This is a genomic window from Lyngbya confervoides BDU141951, assembly GCF_000817775.3.
Taxonomy (GTDB): domain Bacteria; phylum Cyanobacteriota; class Cyanobacteriia; order Thermosynechococcales; family Thermosynechococcaceae; genus Lyngbya; species Lyngbya confervoides.
On sequence record NZ_JTHE03000103.1, the window covers coordinates 1 to 17,114 of the forward strand.

The window sequence follows — 17,114 nt, forward strand, 5'->3', positions numbered from 1 at the left end:
CACCTTGCCTGAGCCCGGTCGCTTTTGCCCCGACTTTTCTTTACCCGTTGACTTCGAGTCATTCAGACGACTGGCTGTGATTTTCGGTCGCTTGTTGAGCTTCTTGTGCGTCTTGAGCTCTGTTTCCAACTGTTCAATCCGCTCTTGCTGCTGTTTCAGCTGCAGACCCATCGTTTCAATAGTTTGGCGTAACGCTCGAATCGTTTCCTGCTGCTCACGGACTAGCCGACGCAACTCCTCCTCTCCGTTAATGGCAGAGAGGCTTTTGTTTGGGAATGTCGGGTTATCAAGACTCATCTCTCTGTTAGACCAGAGTTTGACACTTTTGGCAACCCCTGGTGATCACTTCCCCAACTGTTATTGAGAAGTTGCTGTTGCATATAATCAAACCACTCAAGCCCAGCATCAGCCATAACACCCTGAAAAGTCGAACGATTGGCAAGAGAAGTACGCCATATCCATAGATGCCTGAGCATGTTGGATTCATCACGTCCTGTTTGATAGGGATACCAAACCCAGGTATGACAATTTAATGACCAGTCCCGAAGATTTTCTCCAATTAAATAGGCTCGAAATTCACATTCAGGGCACAAACTATTCTGCTTTCGAGTCTGAGTAAAAATAAAGCTCTCTTCTTCACCAATTCTGACAGCCCGCCCTACCGGGGATTCAATCATGTCAGAAAGACGATGTTTCGTGTTACTTTCCAGAAGCTCTTTTAAGTCAGAGGCACCACCACCGCCAATTGACCAAGGATGTTGATGAAATAATTCTCGCTGAGAGTCGGCAACACTAATAAAATCACTTTCAGATCCTTCAAGATCAATCTGACTTTTAATTGCTGACCAAACCAAACCATTCTCCGCCTTTTCAGGTGTACTCGGTTCTCCCCGAATCCCCATCACAGTCCGAATCACACTTGCCACAGGCGATCGATTCCGCCCAAATAAAATCACCGTCGGCGTTCCATGCCCAGGAATATAAGCCCCACTCGTATCAATCACATGGGTTAAATCTACTTTCGGGAAAAACGTCTCAATCAGCTTTTTCCCAAACTCCCGCTTCATAAACGAGTTTGCGGTAATCTGCCCCGTAAACCCTCCAGGCACCGCCAGCTTAAAAATCCGCTCCATAAACGGCACCGCCAGCGAATACTGACGATAACAAGCTTCATATCGCTCTCGATAGGCCGCATTTAACGCCTTATCCTTCGGCACAATATACGGCGGGTTCGCCACCACCGCATGATAAAACCCCGTCTTCAAAATTCCATTCAGCGCCCCAATATCCTCCCCCCGGAAATGATGGGCCATCGGGGCCCAATCCCCCATCACCAACTGACTCCCCTCCCCATGCAGCAACGAATCCCCACAGGCCAACTTAAACTTAAACCCCGGCGCATTCCTCAACGCCTCAATCCCACTTGCCTTCATTGCCGCCAACAGTAACCGAAACCGAGCGATCGCAATCGCATAGGGATTCACATCCACCCCATGCACCGCATCCAACGCCCGCTGCGCCAAATGCCGCACATTCCCCCCCGGCTCCCGACGTAACCACCGATCCAAAATCCGCTCAAACGCCCTCAACAAAAAGTGCCCACTCCCACAAGCCGGATCAATCATCCGAAACTCATCCAGCCCAAACTCCTCAATCGCCGGATCCAACGTCCGATCTAGAATAAACTCCTCCACAAAAATCGGTGTCTGTAACAACGCATATCGCTTCCGCGCCGACTCCGATAAATCCTGATACAAATCCCCTAAAAACCGCGTATCCCAACCCTCATCCGTAAAATCATGCACCAACGCCCCCGTCTCCGGGTCAATCCTCTGGAAAAACTGCAACAACTCCCCCGCCGCATCCCCACTCAACCAATTCGGCAACTCAAATACCGGACTGTAATCCCAAAAGATCGCCCCCATCCCCGGTAGCTTGCCCAGCTCTCGAAACACATCCAGTAAATACTCCCGATCCGTCTCGGTCGGATGCGCCCGAAAATATAGCTCATGCTCATCCCGCGATCGCTGCAAGCGCTCCCCCGGCCCCGCCAACCGTGGCAATGAAACCAGCTCATTATCCTCCAGAAACCGAGCAAACACCGCCCCCAAGACCCAAGCCACCGCCACCTGAGTCGCATAATCAGACCGCCAGTCTTCATAACTAAACGCCGTCCGCGCCGCCACCCGCGCCCGCGCATACTCCTCTTTCAGAGCATCACGAACCTCCGGCAACTCCGATAAATCACTCCGTGCTGCCAAATCAGATTCAAGCTGCCCCAGTAACTTCTGGAGATCCGAAAGTAAAAGACCGCGATCAATCATAAAAACTCAATCAAAAATAAAAAACATTTGTCTCTAAAGCCCCTCTCCCTCGGGAGAGGGGTTTGGGGTGAGGGCCGAACGTACCGCTCGAATCACCGTCAAATCCGTCCCCGTCTTCCGTAGCTCCAGCCACTCATTCAATAGCGCTACACTCACCACCGGAAACGCCACACTTTGTTCTGCCTCCCCATAGCCCCCCTCAGCCTGCAAAACCTGAATCGAGAGCTGTCCCTGCCGATATAGCCAGATTTCGGACACCCCCATCGCCGCATAAATCGCCAACTTTTGCGCCGAACCGCTGGCAATATCCACCTCCACCGCCAAATCCGGCGGTAAATCTGTCTCCATCACCATGCCTTGACCCGCCTGCGCCTGCTGAATATAAAAGCAACTGTCTGGCTCAATCCCCTTCGCCAAATCCGTACGATTCAACCGTGCTGAACCCAAATTATTAAACTCTAAATCTAAAACTTCTGCCAAAGTCGCAATAATCGCTGCTAAAACCCGATTGATTGCCTCATGTAGCTGCCCCGGCATCCGAATCTCCACCACCCCATCACAAAACATCAAACGAGTCGCCCGACTCTCCCCCAGCTCCTCCAACAGCAATAGGTATCGCTCCCAGCTCACATCCTTGAGCCGAATCGCACTCCCAGGCGCTAATTCAATTTCATCAATCGGCGTCGCTAAGGTTATGGCCATCGCAGCTGTCCCTCCTTCTTCCTCCAGTATGCGAGTCACGCAAAAATCTAGCTCTGAAAATCGACCTGTGAAGAGAGTTCCGCCCGATGACGATTGGCTAACCACGCCTCCGTAATTTTTGCCCGCTGTCCCGGACTCAACAACGGCACCGCCTGCCCATCAATCGTCGCCTGCTGCTCATTGGGTAGCAATAGCCAAAGCCCCGGAATTCCATCATCTCGGCCCACCTTCTCCCGCAACCTCTCTAACATCGTTATCTGATCATATCGAGCCAACAAACCCGGATAAATCATCAAAATCGTTTGCTTAGCCTTCAACAACTCAGCCTCCACCAAGGGCATTGCTCGCCCCACCAACAACATCAGCTTATCCCAGTCTCCCTGATGAGGCTTGGCATCGGTCTGGACCACCAACTCCCAATTCACCCTAGCCTGATCCGCAACCTGTCGAAGGGCGTTTAACAGCATCGCTTCAAAATCCACAACCTGCACCGGAAAGCGAGAACAAATTTCCTCCTTAGCCCTTTGATACCGTTTAGGATTAACCAGCAATGCCAAAAATGAACCGTCCTGAATTCCCCGTTGCAGCCGCTCCTCCAACACCCGAGCATCAGCTTCCTCCACTGTCATTTCCTGCCCTGTGTTAGAAAACGCCCCGGTCTGCACCCGAGCAAAACTTGTACTGCTGCTCAACGAAGAAAAATCCTGCACTTGATTCATATAAACCCCTCGGGCCGCATCCCAAACCAACGCCGGAATAAATTGTTGGAGCAGACCGTCCAAAGCAGGACGCGCGGGTAAATCCTCCGCCTCTGGGTAGCGACCACTAATCCGATCCTTCACCTGCTGGACCGTTAATGACTGCACCCCATAAAGCGCTCCTTGAGACAGCCGCAATGCTCGCTCTGCCTCCATCCCACGCGGATATAATTCCTGCCGACTTGACAACGCTGCATTCTGAGCAACTGCCGCCGCCGCTTGCAACAACCGTCGCTCCGGTAATGGACCCCCCTCACCCGGTACCTCAATCTCCTGAAGCATTTCGATCGCCCGCTCCGGTGACACTAATGGATCCGCTTGGGCTAATTGATCCGCTTGCTCAGCCAATCGACATCCGTAGGCAATCCAGTCCTTATCCAGCCCAATCAGCACTCGGGCAGCGACCCGACGCGCCACAAACTTTGGATTCACCAAAGTTCCTTCCACCTCAACCGCAATTCGCACAAGCGCCTTTGCCTGCTGGATCCGCAGTTGAGGATCGGCTGTTAACGCCCCTCGATCAATCAGCAGAGCTAACGCTAATTCTTCTAACTCCATCACCCCACTCGATTGCTGCACAATCTTAAGTACATCCTCACGCAGATTGGTAATGGCAGGTGTTTTTGCCCATCGACGCTGAAATTTTGTCCATAGACTTTCGATTTGTTTTTGCCGCTGCTTGAGCCGGAGGGCCACAGTTGTTGGATTTGGCCAAACATCAACCCATTCAACCTTTAATCCCAGCATTATCTCCAAGACCTGAGCAGCCACCTCACTGTTATCACTGGTGGGCTTTGTCACTTTTTGAAGCAGGCGATCGACACTCCACCGTCCAGTCGCTTCTAACAGACCCAAATCAGACTCCGAGGTTTCACCCCCAAAATCACTCAGCGTTGGTGTTCCTAATCGCTTGCGCAACACCTTAGTCACCGCCAAAATTTCACGACGGGTTTTATTCCCGACTCCTCGCAATCGTTGTAACTTACGGGGCGGCATTTTTAACAGGTTTTTCACGCTTAAAACATTGATTAAATCCAACGCATTTAGTGCCCGCGACCCCAACCCCAACTCTAAAATGGTCGTCTCAAACGTTACCTCAGCTAATCGACTTTCCAGATCCGCCTCATCCTCAGTCTCTAGAAACGCACCCGGTTCCTCGATCCCCTCAAAACACTGTCGCCATGCCCATAGCATTTCCTCCGAATTGTCAAATCGCGCTTCGATTTGGCGTCTGAAGGCTGTCTCAAAAAATGATGTCAACGACTCCCTCAACGCCACATCAAACCGCTCCGGCTCCAGAGTAATTTCACAATCCAAAAAGGAGGGATCACTGACACCATCGCCCCAAATCGGTAGGGTTCCCGTTGCCATTTCGTATAAGGTTGCCGCAGCCGCATATCGCTCAGCGTATAAATCCCACTGAGGAGGCTGGCGTAATCCTAGGAGTGGATCGAGATATCCGGTTGTACCAGCCTTAATATTGTCTAAAGGAGTTCCAGAAAGCGAAAAATCAAATAAAACCAGATGAAGCTTATCCCCTCTTCCCACTTGGCCTATTACGATATTGTCGGGTTTAATATCTCGGTGCTTTTCACCCTGCTCATCGAGAAAATTAACAACACCCAGCAAGTCCTCCCCAAACCGCTGCAGCATGTCGATTCGTAACGGCCCTTCCTTTCTTAATCGTTGCCCAAGGGTCTCAATCCGTCGCTTTTCACGATCGACTAAGACGGGTTGTAGTAAAAGGCCATAACGATTTCCCACTTGAACCACGCCTTGGAAATCCACGATATGGGAATGACGAAGACTTGAGAGCACTTCACCTTCCTTCTGCAATCGCTCATTATGTTCTGGATCGTTGGCAACCTTGAGTACATACTCGTGTTCCCCCTGACTCACAAGAAAAACAATAGAGCAGGCTCCCTGCCCTAACCGCTTGAGAATTTCAAAATTGCCCTCCAGGATATCTCCCTGTTGTGCCTCATTGGGGTTATCCACCAGAACGTGCTCTGGCTCAGTCAATGCTTGCTCAACTTCATCCAATAGGGCTAAAAAATCTGCCACTGTCTCGATCCGATCATCCACGTTCGGACGTGTGCTTTCCAGAATCAGATCTTGCAAACTTTCTGGCGTCCCATTGAGTACGGAGCTTATTTGCAAGCCATTGGTTTCTCGTAGCTTTTGAGTCAGCTCGAAACCATTGGCCGCAGGCGGCTGCCCCGTAAACAGAAAAAATGCGATCGCCCCCAGGGAAAAAATATCCAGGTGCTCTCCGATAAAATCGGAATCATTTAAAGCTTCTGGTGGTAGAAAAGCAGTGTCAGCATCCTCCACCAACCTATCAATATGGGAGGTTGCGGTCACCTCATGGTTCGCTCCTGCCAAGGACGAGCCCGCGCGATACCCCAATTGCCAATTGCTAATTTTGATCTTGAGAGAACCATTTTTTGACTCTATCAACAAGATACTTTTTGGCGTTAATCCGCGATGAATCACCCGTTGACCATGGGCAAACCGTATCGCCTCCGCAATTTGCCGAATTAAATCTAATGAGGCATCAATTTCCAAAGGCTGCGATCGCTGGGCTAAATAGTGATCTAAACGAATTTCGCCCGCGTGATGCTCTAAAGTTAAAGCTGGCCCTAACTCATGCTCGCTTAAGCCGTAGGCGCGAATAATTCCAGGGTGCTGCAAAGATTCCAAAAGCTGAAATTCTCGCTTTGCTGCACGCTCAATAATCTCCCTATCTTCTTTGGAAGCCTCCTTGCGAACCAGGTAAAATCTGATGCGACGAGTATTATTTTCAACCTGAGCATGTTTTGCTGACCAATCCTGGTATCTTAATCCCTCAGCAATAACATCGCCCAAAATATAGTCACTGACTCGTCGGGACTTTTGCGAGGGTCGAATGCCTGCCTGTTCCATCGCCTGACTGACAAGCTTGAGATGAGGACGACCGTAGACAAAATTAGAGGCCCTTAACCCCAAACAATCACGACTCAAAATGGCTGCCATAATCCCTGAGCGTTCACTTTGATCCTCTGATGGAGGGCGATCGCGAAGGCAAAGACGATAGCGGGACTCAGCAGAAAGCTGCAACTGCAATTTCTCTGCCGATAGAAAGACTAACGCATCAATATACGGAACACTTTTTCCACCTTTATATGCTCGCTGTGAAGCCAGAAGTGACCTGAGGCGCTTCGCCTTTAAATTTGTCAGTTTGATTGGGTTATCGCGGGTAAAAATTTTGCCGTTATTCTCCCAAATCCATGTTCCAGCATCCCCTGATAGGACACCGGGACGACTTTTGATTTCAATCAAAAACAGTCCTTGGGGTGTAAAGACAAGGAGATCAACCTCGTTGATGGAGCCATCTGGAGCAATAAACTCAAAATTCGACCAAGCTCTGTAGCGATCTGAATTTGGAAACTGTTGCCGAATAAAGTCTAAGGCTTCCCGCTCGTGGGCAAAATTCGACTCTGCTATGGTAATCCAGTTCTTTAACGTGTTCATAAACCCCAGCATCCAATGAAAGATAGCTGCAAGAAATATTCTCCTACCGAATAATCAGTACTATCCCCTCAAGCAACAAAATTATCGCTTATTTGCGACGAGGAGACATATTGTTTTGCTGATCGGCCTCCACCCAGCACCATTCGAAAACTCCTCGAATTCTCACTGACTCCTCAACGCCCGATCGCTTGATGTGGTTTGCGTCCTCTCCCCTGCAGCGGTTTCAGGAAAATCTCGCATGGATTTGCGCCGCGATTGCAATTCGGCCCCAGAATGCTTGGTTGGGGGATGGCGAGGATTTCGACGGTTTTAAGCCAGTCGTGGTGTTGGAGGGCTTGCCAGGTGATATCGGTGGGGTCATCGGAGGTGTGGTGGATCTCCTAGAATGTTTTGAAACTAGCCAACAGCCGTACCACCGATGTCCATCGCTTTGCAACGAGTGGATTACGACGATCCTCAACATCAGCGCGATCTCGTCACTCTGATGAATCTCTATGCCTCCAGCCCATCGGGTGGAGGGCAGCCGCTGTCGCTGCAGGTGCAGGCCTCACTGGCCCAACAGTTATCGAATATTTCCCATGCCTTTTCTGCTTTAGCCTATGCTGAGGCGATGGCCGTGGGGGTGGTGAACTGTTTTCAGGGATTTTCTACCTTTCGCTGTCGTCCTCTGCTGAATATCCACGATCTCATTGTGCATCCTGACTATCGAGGGCAAGGCATCAGCCAACTCCTCCTGGCTCACGTTGAACAAGAAGCGATCGCCCGCGGTTGTTGTAAGCTCACCCTTGAGGTTTTACAGGGGAACACCGCCGCCCGAGGGGCCTATACCAAATTCGGCTTCCAGGCCTATGAGCTGGATCCGGCCATGGGGCAGGCGATTTTTCTAGAAAAACGGCTTGGGGTTGACTCAGCGAATCATGCAGATTAAGACCATCGCACTGACGGTGACCAGCAGCTCCCTAGCTCTGCTGGCATCCACTGTTTCTCCTCAACGAGTGCAAGCAACACCCCTGCGCCTCAGTTGCGAGGCAGAGATTCCCCAGGCTTCGGGCACCAGTCTTCTCTATCGGCTCACGGGAATGGTGCCGGAGAGTACCGCAAAGACCCCTCAATCCTCCGGAACGAAGACTTTGAGTTTATCGGTGCAGCGACGCATGCCCAGCGGGGAACTGCGACCCCTCCTGAATCCGACTCTTCTGAGGGATGATGAACAGTTCCCCGCCGTGGACTTTTCCCAACTCCCCTTTACCACTAGATTTCGGAGCCAGCCTCAGGCGGGACCTCGACTTTACGGCGTCCCCAGTTCGGTCCACGGTCTCTACGTCAGTTTAGAGTCCGCCCCAGGTCCGCCCCAGCAGATGCAGATTCTACACTTCCTAGAGGCGGGGAAATTGGTGCGATCCCAGGCCGCTCCTTGCCGCGCCGTGGCAGGGGCGATCCCGCAATCTGCCCCCTCGCCAGTTCTGAACAGTGGCGGTTGCTCCCCAAAGGTGACTCAAACCCTGGTTCCGCTTCAGCAGTTCCTGCGCAGCCAGGATTGGGCTGCGGCGGATCGAGAGACGCGGCGGCTCCTGGCACCGAATTCGGTTTCCCCAAGCTCGTCCTCCTCTGCCACTCCCACGGCAGCGCTGATTCGTGCCATTGACCAGGCTTGGCTTACGGCCAGCAATGAACGGTTTGGCCTGAGCGTACAGCTGCGCCTTTGGCAGGTAGCCCTGGCGGAGCACCCCCAGGATCCAACGGCAGCAGTTCTGGCCTTCCGCGATCGCGTTGGCTGGACAATCCCTAGCCCCCGGCCTGAACCCGACTTTATCAGCAGCGACTGGCGTAATGAGACGGAACTCACCTATTCGCTGCAAGCACCGGCGGGTCATCTGCCCTGGGCCGGGGTTTCCGATGCCGTTGTCCAATCTGTGGCCATTCCCCCCCCGGAAGTGCATTGCGGTAGTTGTACCGTGGATGCCATGCAGCTCCGCAACGAGCGCTTTTTTAGCTATCTACCGGCGTTATTTACCCAGGTGCAGGCAGCGTTCTCGCCTCCTCCATGACCTGAATCCTTCCTCCCCGGACGAGTGCAAACTGTTGCAAACTTTTAGCGCACGCCGGTCGCTGCTGTACTAGAATCCCTAAATTTACCATTTAGCTTGCAGGGGTTTTGGGAGAATCGGCAATGAAGCGATCGCAGTTTTTGCAGTGGGTTAGTCTCAGCCTCGGGGGGACCCTGCTCTTGGCCGCCTGTGGTGCCCCAGCACCCTCCAGCTCGGAGGCCTCTAAAATTCTCAAGGTCGCCACAGAACCTGCCTTTGCACCCTTTGAATTTAAGCAAGGAGATCAGCTGACGGGCTTTTCCATTGATCTGATGAATGCAATTGCCAAGGCTGAAGGCTTGCAGATACAGTTTGAAAGCCTGCCCTTTGACGGCATCATTCCAGCTCTGCAGTCAGGTACCGTTGATGCGGCCATTAGCAGTATCACCATTACCCCGGAACGGTCAAAAACCGTTACCTTTAGCCGCCCTTACTTCAAAGCTGGACTGGCGATCGCGGTGCGCTCCGATGAGACTGAGATCAAACGCCTAGAAGATCTCGCGGGGCGGCGGATTGCCGTGCAGATAGGCACCACAGGCGCTAAAAAGGCTCAAGAGGTAACCAATGCCAAGATCTCCACATTTGATTCAGCACCGCTGGCCCTCCAGGAGTTAGCCAATGGCAATGCGGATGCCGTAATTAACGATGCCCCGGTTACGTTGTACGCCATTCAGACAGGTCAGCTCAACAACATAAGGGTAATAGGCAGCTTGCTTACCGATGAGTTCTATGGTATTGCCTTGCCCAAGCAATCTCAGTATCTTGAGACCCTAAATCGCGGACTGGGAACCGTCATTCAAGCAGGCACCTATGCCGAGATTTATCAGAAATGGTTTGGGGAGCAACCCCCTAGCCTACCGGAGCGCTACGATCCTGCCCAGTCCCTGCCCCAGCGATCGGAATAATGACCGTGGCAGAATCTTGGGCTGTCACTATAGATGCCCTACCGGCTTTGCTTCGGGGGGTTGTCACCACGCTGTTCCTGACGGGGCTGTCAGGTCTGTGGGGGATGGCCTTGGGATCGCTGCTGGGCATTGCCCGCTGCTCTAAATTTGTGCCGCTGCGCTGGATCACCCGCGCCTATGTGGACTTTTTCCGGGGAACCCCCCTGCTGGTGCAGCTCTTTATGATTTACTTTGGGCTACCGGCGATCGCGGTTCAATGGAACACATCGCTGACCTTTGATCGCTTTGTGGCTGGAGTGATTGCCCTAAGCCTTAATAGTGCCGCCTACATTGCCGAAATTGTGCGGGCGGGAATTCAATCCATTGAGCCAGGTCAACATGAAGCAGCTCAAGCCCTAGGCCTAAGGCCACTTCAGGTTTTGCGTTTCGTTATCTTTCCCCAAGCCTTGCGGCGAGTGATTCCACCGTTAGGCAATGAACTCATTACGATGCTCAAAGATACTAGTTTAGTGGCAGTGATTGGCCTAGAGGAGTTGTTTCGAGAAGGACAGCTGATTGTGGCCCAAAATTATCGAGCCTTTGAGATTTACACCGCTGTGGCCCTGATCTATCTAGTTCTTACCCTGCTGACGTCCCAGATTTTGAGCCAGGTCGAGCGCTGGACGTCACCGGCTTCAGCGGTTCATTCTCGGCGGAACAGTCGGTAGCCTTCCGGTCGGTCCATGTATCCTGAGGATAGATTCAGGTCTAGGGGTGATCTGCTGCTGTCAGTGATGACCCGCACCCCGTGATGTTTCTTAAATCACTGGCCTTCTCTGCCTAATTTCGGTAGGGTAAGGTTAGGCAAGGAACGTGTGTTCGCCGCAACGAAAGACTGTATTGCTGACTCTCCTCAACTCAAGGCCTTGACACAAGCAACCCTGGACTTTTCAGGCATCCATGGGGGAGAGAGGGCATTCGATTCTTAAGTTCATCAATTCCACCAGAGAATATCCTTGCCGTGGCATTATCAACACCCTTTGCTAAGGGGATATTCATTTTGGAGGCATCCATGAGCGATCGTCGTCAGGAGTCTTATGCGGTTCGACTAGAGGCCGCAGAGCTGGCTAGAAGTCGCAATCATCCAGATCAAAAGGCCAATGGAGAAGAGCAAAAATATGCTGGGGCGCAGTATTTTATGTCCTTTACGAAAGGGCTGCCCCACAATCCTGACACAGGGCTCTTGCAAGATCCGCAAGACTTTGTAGAATTTCGGCGAGCCATTGACGAAGGGTTTATTGATCCCTTTACCGAGCGGGTTCGCCACGGGGCGCGTTTTGAAGTGGTCCCCAGTGGGGGCGGATATGCCGTTCATCCGGTCCCTAACCCGACCGACAACTTTCGGCAATGGGAAGCTCCGACGGCTGGAACGGCCTTTGAGCTACAAGGCCCGGATGCTCAAGCGGTGACCATGGCCCCAGCTCCTGCCTTGCTTGATGACCAGGGCCAGCCCAACCCCGAGTTGGTGCTAGAAATGGCGGAAATGTACGAGCTAGCCCTGCTCAGAGACCAGCCCCTTCAGGATTTTGAGGCAGGGGCGACCAATGCATTGATAAATGGTTCCCTAGCGCGCTTAAATGCTCTGAGCTATATCTCCCAGCAAAAAGGTCGGCCTAGAAAAGTGAGCGCCATGGGGCAACTCGATCTGCAAACCGTCTTTCGGGGGGCTTCTCCGGGGGTTGAAATTGGCCCTTATCTGTCGCAGTTTATGCTCATGGGCAATCGTGACCTCAACCGAGGGGCTGCCGGAGAAGGCGGTGGCACCGTCAGCGAAGGGTTGATTAACTTTGGGGCGTTGCACATTGACCAGCGAGTTCCGATTGCTGAACCTCGACGAGACTATATGGTCACCATGACGGACTACGTTCAGGTTCAGCGAGGGATCCGCCCGCCTCGCGAAACCTATGGCCCAACTCATGGTGGGGCCGTGTTGTCGCCGAACCGACCGCCACGCCGGTTTATTTCAACCCCGAGGGATCTGGCCACCTACGTCCATTACGATGCCCTGTATGAAGCCTATCTCAATGCCTGTCTGATTTTGCTGGATATGGGGACTCCCTTTGATCCTGCCTTCGATCATCTTTCTGGCGTGGGGGGTGCCGCGGGAAGTGCCGCAACTCGTCGCCAAGCAGGAGGATTTGCCCTCTACGGAGGTCCCCACATCCTCAACCTGGTTACCGAAGTCTCGACCCGCGCGCTGAAGGCGGTGCGCTTCCAGAAATTTAACAACCATATTCGTCTCAGACCGGAGGCCCTAGCGGCACGCCTTGAACTCGACCGCCTCAGGGCCGCCGGTAGCTTGCCGTCCAATGCCACCGTTCCGCCAGAGCTGATTTCTGGCATCGGGGCATTTCGGCAAATCCTGGACAATAATCATGGAGGAGGAACCACTACCCTGGGCGCGATCGCGGCGGGACCTGGCGCCGGCACCTATTTCCTGCCCATGGCGTTTCCCGAAGGCTCACCCATGCACCCTGCCTATGGCGCGGGACATGCAACGGTGGCCGGTGCTTGTGTCACGATTCTAAAAGCATTTTTTGACACCAGCACAGTCCTAGCGCAAACCCCCAGTGGCGCGGTGGTGTTCCATCGCCTTGCCAGTGGGGATACGCCCGTGGCCTTTCGCCCACCAGATTTACCTGGTCCTGGTCCCGGAGAAGGTGTGCCAGCGGGGAACCTGGTTGTAGATCATTCGGGATCGTTTCTCACCCTGGAGGGAGAATTGAATAAACTGGCAGCCAATATCGCAATCGGTCGGAATATGGCGGGTGTTCACTACTTCACGGATTACTACGATAGTTTGCGCATGGGCGAAGCTATTGCCATTGGAATTCTGGAAGAGCAGGCCCTGACCTATCTGAGCGACCCGTTTGTGCTCTCCCTTCCCACCTTTGATGGTGATGTGGTGAGGATTGGACGGCGATGAATCCTACTCCCCGCCGCCCCCGTCCCTTGCCCTTGCCCCTGCGAGGGCGCCTTGCCGCTGAATCTACTCGGCGAGCGGAACCTGTGTTGCACATTATCCGCCAGCGACCGCCTATCTCCAGCAGTTATGGAGTTCGCGATCGCGCTAAACCCCACTGTGAAGATCTTCACCCGAGTTTCTACGCCTTTTATCAGCGGTGGAAATTTCTGTTTAAGATATTCGATCGCCCTGAGAAGTGGGTCGGAGCGATTGTACTGGTGGTGCTGCTGGCCTTTTTCTTAGGATTGTGGCTTGCTTGAGATCCTCTCCACCCATATCGTCTAGCCTTTGGGTGGAGAGGATCTCAAAGGTTCTAGGACTCCATCCAGTCGCCTGGTGTTGGAGCGGCTGTCTCCTGGGCCATGGCTTCAACAACATTCCAGGCGATCTCGGTTTCCTGGGCCATTCGCTCCTCTGGATTTTGTAGAACGCGAGCATGGCGCAGCGCTTCTTGAATCCTGCGCGAGAGGGGATCAACGGGCTGCTGCTGACCGACCTCCAGCTTCATGAGCAAATCGGTGGTAGAGATAATTCCCAGCAGCTCGTCCCCTTCAATGACTGGTGCTCTTTGGATCCCTGTTTCGGCAAAAATCTGGGCAATTTCCGAAAGGGTTAGCTCAGGTGTGGCACAAATGCAGGGTTTGCGCATAATATCACGAACGAGCACCGTTTCTGGGTCCACTTGAGGCGCAATAATATGATAGGCAATATCGCGCTCGGTGATAATGCCAAGGCTGGAGGAGTCTTCTGGGCAAATCACAATCAGCGATCGCACGTTCTCCATCTGCATTAAGGCAATGGCTTGAGCCACAGTAACGCTGCTGTGAATGCTCAGGACGTTCTCGGTCATTAAGTCGCGGGCGCGTAACATCTTCAGCCTCCTTAGCTCCGATCTTAAGCTCCGTTGAGAGGGCGTGCCTGCTATCCCTTGCGCTCCTTAGCAGGGAAAAGCTTTACCTCTATTATCGGATAAGCCTCTAGCCTCCTTCGCGAAAGCTTAGGATTAATTGATTTTTCCAAGAAAGAGGGTCGGGAAGATCGCTCCCTGGGAACTAGCAGAGGCGATCGCGGCTGGTTCATAGGGGTACCCCTACCTCTCCAGAACAAATCCTGGCCATCAGCGATCCTCAGGCGCGGGCCGAGTGGGGAGGGCCTCCACAATGGCATCGGCCACTCTCCCGACCGGAATGACCTCCAGATTTAGGGGAGGTAGAACCTGGCCCTGGGGGACAATGGCGCGTTTAAATCCCAGCTTTTGCGCTTCCTTCAGGCGCATCTCCAATTGAGAGACCGATCGCACCTGTCCCCCGAGCCCCACTTCCCCAATGATGACCGTCAGGGGATCGACCAAGCGATCGCGGAAGCTTGCTGCCACTGCCACCGCAACGCCCAGATCGGCGGCTGGTTCAGCCACGCTGAGTCCGCCGGAGGAGGCAACGTAGGCATCTAGCTTAGAGAGGGGAATTCCCAGCCGCTTTTCGAGTACCGCCAGGATTTGCAGCAGGCGGTTGTATTCCATCCCCGTGGCGGTGCGGCGGGGGGATGGATAGCTGGTGGGGCTGACAAGGGCTTGTAACTCCACTACGATGGGCCGGGTTCCTTCGCAGGCCACAATGGTGGCGGTTCCCGGTGCCACTGTGTCTCGGTCGCCCAGGAATAGGGCGGAGGGATTGGGCACCTCTGAAAGACCGCGATCGCGCATTTCAAAGACGCCAATTTCGTGGGTGGCACCAAAGCGGTTCTTAACCGACCGAAGCAAGCGGTGACTGGCAAAGCGATCGCCCTCAAAATACAGCACCGTATCCACCAAATGTTCCAGAACCTTTGGCCCGGCGATGGCTCCCTCCTTGGTCACATGGCCGACCACAAAAAGGGTGACGTGATCTCGCTTTGCCACTCTCATTAAGGCGGCGGTACATTCGCGCACCTGAGCCACGGATCCTGGCGCCGAGGTGAGGGCAGCTAAATACATCGCCTGGATACTGTCGATGACCACCACCTGGGGCTGGAGGGTTTCCATTTCCCTTAATACGGCTTCTAGATCCGTTTCAGGGAGAAGGAATAACGAGTCCGAAGGATCCGGTGGCGGACCATCTCCTGCGTCGCTTTCCAGTCTCTGGGCACGGAGTTTGACCTGCTGTCCCGATTCTTCAGCGCAGACATAGAGAACCCGGCGATCAGATCCTAAAAAGCGCATCATTTGCAGCAGCAACGTCGACTTTCCAATGCCGGGATCACCCCCGACCAGGACCAGCGATCCCGGCACAATGCCGCCTCCGAGCACGCGATCGAGTTCTCCAAAGCCCGAACTAAAGCGCACAAACCTTTGATCGCTGATTTCTGAAAGGGTTTGAGAGACGCGAGGGGAGGCCGGCGATCGCCGCTGATCAGGACGGTTGGCCACCAGTCTGGCGCCATCCTTGGGAGAGGAGGTCGCCATTACCTGCTCAACGAGGGTGTTCCAACTCTGGCAGGCCGGGCATCTGCCAAAATACTGAGCGGTTTCGGTTCCACAGCTGTTGCAAACATATTTGGTACGCGGTTTTGCCATGAAAAATATTAAGAGAGTTTTAAATTGAGGTCCGGCGTAAAATCCCTTTTTTTATTAAGATTTGCGAGATTTTTCCAAAGTTCTGTCATGCTACTTTATATAGTAAAGATTTAAAATTTAATCTTTGTACACCTTAGAGGTGATAGGTTGTAGGGCAATTACCCTCTGAAAGCCTGCTCCTCATGGGGCAAGCGGCGGGTTTTCCAGGGCAGTTTCCAGAGGGGATGTCAGGTTGAATCGCGATCATCTTTTGTAAAGTAACGAAAAAAACCGTCATACCCAATCTGGATTGCTGGATCACCGTCTGTTCATCGATATCAGGAGTTTAAAGTCCATTGGAAACCTATAAAGAACGGATTCTGGTTGTTGATGACGAAGCCAGTATTCGCCGAATCCTCGAAACTCGACTCTCCATGATTGGCTACGACGTCGTCACTGCGGCCGATGGTGAAGAAGCAATTACCACGTTTCACAATGAGATTCCAGACTTGGTTGTGTTGGATGTGATGATGCCCAAGCTCGATGGGTATGGAGTCTGTCAAGAATTGCGCAAAGAGTCAGACGTTCCGATCATCATGCTAACGGCGCTTGGAGATGTGGCCGATCGCATTACTGGGTTAGAGCTAGGTGCCGACGACTACGTTGTTAAGCCATTTTCGCCCAAAGAGCTGGAGGCTCGCATTCGCTCGGTGCTGCGGCGAGTGAGCAAAAATGGAGCCACTGGAATTCCCAGCTCCGGCGTGATCCACGTCAACACCCTGCGCATTGACACCAACAAGCGGCAAGTTTACAAGGGAGACGAACGCATCCGGCTGACGGGCATGGAGTTTAGCTTGCTGGAACTGCTGGTCAGTCGATCGGGGGAGGCCTTTTCTCGGGCTGAAATTCTCCAGGAGGTTTGGGGATATACGCCAGAGCGTCACGTGGATACACGAGTGGTGGATGTCCACATTTCTCGGCTGCGGGCCAAGTTAGAAGAAGATCCAAGTAACCCAGAGCTGATCTTGACCGCTCGGGGCACAGGATATCTCTTTCAGCGGATTATAGAGCCCGGTGAAAAGTCTGCCTAAGATGATGGGTAAGGGGCTTGTGATCGCGAGGCAGGATTCTGAGACTAGGTAGATTAACGTCTAGTTTAGGTGCTATAGTCATAAAGGCCTTGGCGGGCGTAGCCAAGAGGTTAAGGCAGTGGATTGTGGTTCCACCATTCGTGGGTTCGAGTCCCATCGTCCGCCCTGAATAAAAAATGAACCCCTCCTGGAAAATGTTT

At 53.0% G+C, this 17,114-nt stretch carries 13 protein-coding genes and 1 tRNA gene; 8 read left to right on the forward strand and 6 right to left on the reverse strand.

The window, feature by feature from the left end:
• From QQ91_RS17605 to pglW, 4 genes are all read right to left on the reverse strand, one after another.
• The coding region (locus QQ91_RS17605) for a hypothetical protein (protein ID WP_250833390.1) at nucleotides 1-297 on the reverse strand (297 nt) is incomplete at its 3' end.
• The gene (gene pglX / locus QQ91_RS17610; protein ID WP_236095939.1) at nucleotides 294-2,324 is read right to left on the reverse strand and encodes a BREX-2 system adenine-specific DNA-methyltransferase PglX; all 2,031 of its coding nucleotides are present in this window, start codon (nucleotides 2,322-2,324) and stop codon (nucleotides 294-296) included. The genes QQ91_RS17605 and pglX, both read right to left, overlap by 4 nt.
• A gap of 33 nt (nucleotides 2,325-2,357) precedes the next feature.
• Entirely contained in the window at nucleotides 2,358-3,026 is a 669-nt protein-coding gene (locus QQ91_RS17615; protein ID WP_166276666.1) for a Uma2 family endonuclease, read from the reverse strand.
• A 47-nt stretch (nucleotides 3,027-3,073) separates the two neighbouring features.
• The gene (gene pglW / locus QQ91_RS17620; RefSeq protein ID WP_166276669.1) at nucleotides 3,074-7,297 is read right to left on the reverse strand and encodes a BREX system serine/threonine kinase PglW; all 4,224 of its coding nucleotides are present in this window, start codon (nucleotides 7,295-7,297) and stop codon (nucleotides 3,074-3,076) included.
• Between the two features lie 418 nt (nucleotides 7,298-7,715).
• Here pglW and QQ91_RS17625 point away from each other — a divergent pair, with 418 nt between their 5' ends.
• From QQ91_RS17625 to QQ91_RS17650, 6 genes are all read left to right on the forward strand, one after another.
• On the forward strand, nucleotides 7,716-8,225 hold the full coding sequence (locus QQ91_RS17625) for a GNAT family N-acetyltransferase (RefSeq protein ID WP_166276672.1): 510 nt from the start codon (nucleotides 7,716-7,718) through the stop codon (nucleotides 8,223-8,225).
• Nucleotides 8,215-9,345 (forward strand): GUN4 domain-containing protein, encoded by a 1,131-nt coding sequence (locus tag QQ91_RS17630; protein ID WP_166276675.1) that lies wholly within the window; start codon nucleotides 8,215-8,217, stop codon nucleotides 9,343-9,345. Before QQ91_RS17625 ends, QQ91_RS17630 begins: the two co-directional genes overlap by 11 nt.
• Before the next feature lie 122 nt (nucleotides 9,346-9,467).
• Complete coding sequence (locus tag QQ91_RS17635) at nucleotides 9,468-10,289, forward strand: basic amino acid ABC transporter substrate-binding protein (protein WP_201277169.1); 822 nt, start codon at nucleotides 9,468-9,470, stop codon at nucleotides 10,287-10,289.
• A gap of 5 nt (nucleotides 10,290-10,294) precedes the next feature.
• On the forward strand, nucleotides 10,295-10,996 hold the full coding sequence (locus tag QQ91_RS17640) for an amino acid ABC transporter permease (protein ID WP_250833391.1): 702 nt from the start codon (nucleotides 10,295-10,297) through the stop codon (nucleotides 10,994-10,996).
• A 344-nt stretch (nucleotides 10,997-11,340) separates the two neighbouring features.
• Nucleotides 11,341-13,254 (forward strand): vanadium-dependent haloperoxidase, encoded by a 1,914-nt coding sequence (locus QQ91_RS17645; RefSeq protein ID WP_166276678.1) that lies wholly within the window; start codon nucleotides 11,341-11,343, stop codon nucleotides 13,252-13,254.
• Nucleotides 13,251-13,553, forward strand: coding sequence for a hypothetical protein (locus QQ91_RS17650; RefSeq protein WP_166276681.1), 303 nt, complete (start codon nucleotides 13,251-13,253; stop codon nucleotides 13,551-13,553). Before QQ91_RS17645 ends, QQ91_RS17650 begins: the two co-directional genes overlap by 4 nt.
• 53 nt (nucleotides 13,554-13,606) lie before the next feature.
• On the opposite strand, the gene QQ91_RS17655 is transcribed toward QQ91_RS17650, so the two are convergent.
• A complete protein-coding gene (locus QQ91_RS17655; RefSeq protein WP_166276684.1) occupies nucleotides 13,607-14,164 on the reverse strand; it encodes a CBS domain-containing protein in 558 nt (185 codons plus the stop codon).
• A 246-nt stretch (nucleotides 14,165-14,410) separates the two neighbouring features.
• Nucleotides 14,411-15,844 carry a DNA repair protein RadA gene (radA, locus tag QQ91_RS17660; RefSeq protein WP_166276687.1) on the reverse strand — a complete coding sequence of 478 codons (1,434 nt, stop codon included), beginning with the start codon at nucleotides 15,842-15,844 and terminating at the stop codon, nucleotides 14,411-14,413.
• Nucleotides 15,845-16,179: 335 nt separating this feature from the next.
• Here radA and rpaB point away from each other — a divergent pair, with 335 nt between their 5' ends.
• Together rpaB and QQ91_RS17670 are read left to right on the forward strand one after the other, a co-directional pair.
• Nucleotides 16,180-16,914 (forward strand): response regulator transcription factor RpaB, encoded by a 735-nt coding sequence (gene rpaB / locus QQ91_RS17665; RefSeq protein WP_166276690.1) that lies wholly within the window; start codon nucleotides 16,180-16,182, stop codon nucleotides 16,912-16,914.
• Between the two features lie 92 nt (nucleotides 16,915-17,006).
• A tRNA-His gene (locus QQ91_RS17670) sits at nucleotides 17,007-17,079 on the forward strand.
• The last annotated feature ends 35 nt before the right edge of the window (nucleotides 17,080-17,114 follow it).